Here is a 2877-nt window from a genome sequence, read left to right as displayed (position 1 = left end):
TTGAGTGTTGACCTTGTTCTTGTTTATATAATGCTTTCTTTAAACAGGGATATGACAAAAGAAAATTTTGCCAGAGTCAGTACTATAATGAAGATAGATATGCTTTTCGGCCTAATTGCTGTTTTTCTCGGGAGATAATATGAGAGCAGTAGTACAGAGAGTTAAAAATGCCAGAGTTTTTGTCGACAGAGAAATCACAGGGGAAATAGACAGGGGAATCCTGATCCTGCTTGGAATAAAAAAGGGAGACAATGAGGAAACAGCCCGCTGGATTGCAGAAAAGTGTGTTAATCTCCGCATTTTTGAAAACGATGAAGGCAAATTTCATTTCTCTCTGATTGACACAAAAGGTGATGTGCTTGTTGTTTCTCAATTTACTCTTTACGGGGACTGCAGAAAAGGAAGAAGGCCGAGTTTTACAGATGCTGCTGATCCTGAAGATGCCGGGAAAATTTATAATTATTTTGTCAATATATTAAAAGAAATGGGCATTAAAGTCCGGACAGGAATATTCGGAGCGCACATGGATGTGGAACTTGTTAATGACGGGCCTGTGACTCTGATTCTCGAACAGGAGTAAAAAAGGAGTATATCTGATTTTGAACAGCAGCATTCCAAAAATAGTACTTGGCTCAGGATCACCGAGACGTTCTGCAATATTGAGCCAGATCGGATTTGATTTTACAAAGATTATCTCAGATGTACCTGAAGATCACAGCACTTTTCCTACACCTGAAGATGCAGTTGTAGGTTTGTCAAAAGCAAAAGCAGAAGCTGCTGCAGAAAATTTGTCAAATGCATTGGTTATTGGAGCTGATACTCTGGTTGCTCTTGACGGCGAAATACTCGGAAAACCGGAAAGTGCAGAACATGCAGGGACAATGCTCAGAATGCTTTCAGGAAAAACTCACGAAGTTTTTACAGGAATAACTCTGATTAAAACAGAAGGAACCTGTGTCTCAGATTTTGAGAAAACAAAAGTAACATTCAAAAAACTTGAAGATTGGGAGATAGCGGCTTATATTAAAACAGGTTCTCCCCTTGATAAAGCCGGAGCTTATGGAATTCAGGACAGCAGCGCAGTTTTTATTGATAAAATTGAGGGCTGTTTTTATAATGTTGTTGGTTTTCCGGCTGCAAAATTTTATAAAATGCTTAAAAAACTTTATCCCGAAGAGATAATTAAAATGATGATTAATTTGTAATATGAAAATAGCAGGAAATAAAATTAGAGAAGCCCGTACCAATAAAGGAATGAGCATTGAAGACCTTCATCTGCGGACAAGGATTGATACAGCTATTCTTAAATCCATTGAAAATGGAGATGATCCGGGTCTGCCTGCTGTAAATTTGAAGGGATTTTTAAGATCCATTGCAGTAGAACTTGATCTTGATCCTGATGGCCTGATTAAATCAGCCGGCCTGGAGATACTGAGGCTTAATAAAATTGATACGGATTTTTATACAGATGGAAAAAAATCCGTCGGGTTTTTGAAATTTATTACAAACAGCTCTGTAATCGGATTATTTGCAGTAATTGCTCTTTTTACTTTAGTCTATTTGAAATATTTGAAGCATGATTTTGCGGAGAGCGGAAGTTTCTCTCTCTTATCTGCAGTTCCTGATTCCGCAGGAGTTGAAAGTACTTTTTCTGAAGTTCTTGCAGATTCTGTGCTTTTCAGGAACAGGGTGAAGAAAGTAATCCCGGTTAATAATAATAACAATTTTAGTGCATTAGCTGCTAGAATGGAAATAAAGGATGATTTCCTGCATATAAGAGGCACTGCAGGAACAGAACTTTACGGCAGTGTCACTAAGGAAGAAATAGAGTCTGTTGTAAAGAATTTTAAATCTCTTATTCAAAACGCAAAGCAGGATCCGGGTTTTATTCAGGCGCTGGAGCAAGTGAACCCCAGAATGAATATTGTTGCATTCTTCGGATCATGGAATCAGACCTCCTTGCAGACTGCTGCAAAATTAATTTCAATTATAGACGAAGCATATGTGCCGGGTGTGTCATTATCATTGGTTGGTGTGGATGAGAATATTCATGATTCGGCAGGCCTTGCTGAGCTGCACAATGTTACAGCGGTAGCTTCTGTAATTTTTCTTTCAAGGGGAACAGAATTGGGAAGAATTGTATTTCATAATAAAGAGTACAATCCAAAATTAGTAGAAGATAAATTTTTACAAATTGCAAAGAAAGCTGAAATTTATATAAAGGCAGGGACTGATGAATAAAATAAAATTTGCAAAAATGTCAGGTACCGGCAACGATTTCATTGTGTTTGATAATCGTACAGGCATCTTTAAAGGAGATGAACAGAGGTTTTTTGAAAATATCTGCAAGAGAAGATTTTCTATCGGAGCTGACGGTGTTATACTTGTTCAAAACGGAAAGAATACACCTGTTGAAATGTCATATTTTAATAGTGACGGCAGGCATGCTGCTATGTGCGGAAACGGAGCGAGGTGTGCTGCAAGGTTCGCTTTTGAGAAAGGTATTGTGAATCAAAGGCAATTTGACATTGAAGTTGCGGGAGCTGTTTATTCGGCAAATGTTGGGGAAGAATCCGTTTCTGTTTTGTTCGGTTCTCTGTCAGGCTATAATTCTGATATAGACATTGAGATAGAACAGGAATGGAAGATAGGAGGATTTGTAATTTCAGGAGTGCCTCATTTAGTCATTTTTGTTCCGGATATTAATAGAGTTGATGTTGATAAATACGGCAGAACATACAGACAGAGTCCTATCTTTGAGAATGGGGCAAATATCAATTTTGTACAGAAATCAGGAGAAAGCAGCATAAAAGTACGTACTTATGAGAGGGGAGTTGAAGGAGAAACTCTCTCCTGCGGTACAGGCAGTGTTGCCTC

General features: G+C 38.2%; 4 protein-coding genes. All 4 read left to right on the top strand.

Going from position 1 to position 2877, the window contains the following annotated elements; all coding sequences use genetic code 11:
• Window positions 1-139: 139 nt before the first annotated feature.
• Complete coding sequence (gene dtd / locus J7K93_01795; protein MCD6115722.1) at window positions 140-580, top strand: D-tyrosyl-tRNA(Tyr) deacylase; 441 nt, start codon at window positions 140-142, stop codon at window positions 578-580.
• A gap of 13 nt (window positions 581-593) precedes the next feature.
• Entirely contained in the window at window positions 594-1205 is a 612-nt protein-coding gene (maf, locus tag J7K93_01790) for a septum formation protein Maf (GenBank protein ID MCD6115721.1), read from the top strand.
• 1 nt (window position 1206) lies between these two features.
• Complete coding sequence (locus J7K93_01785) at window positions 1207-2241, top strand: helix-turn-helix domain-containing protein (GenBank protein MCD6115720.1); 1035 nt, start codon at window positions 1207-1209, stop codon at window positions 2239-2241.
• Window positions 2234-2877, top strand: a 644-nt coding sequence (locus J7K93_01780; GenBank protein ID MCD6115719.1) for a diaminopimelate epimerase, incomplete at its 3' end; no start/stop codon positions are given. The genes J7K93_01785 and J7K93_01780, both read left to right, overlap by 8 nt.

This window comes from bacterium (assembly GCA_021158245.1).
Taxonomy (GTDB): Bacteria; Zhuqueibacterota; QNDG01; order QNDG01; family QNDG01; genus QNDG01.
The sequence above is the reverse complement of the archived record's forward strand: the minus strand, read 5'-3'. Positions and strand labels throughout refer to the sequence as shown.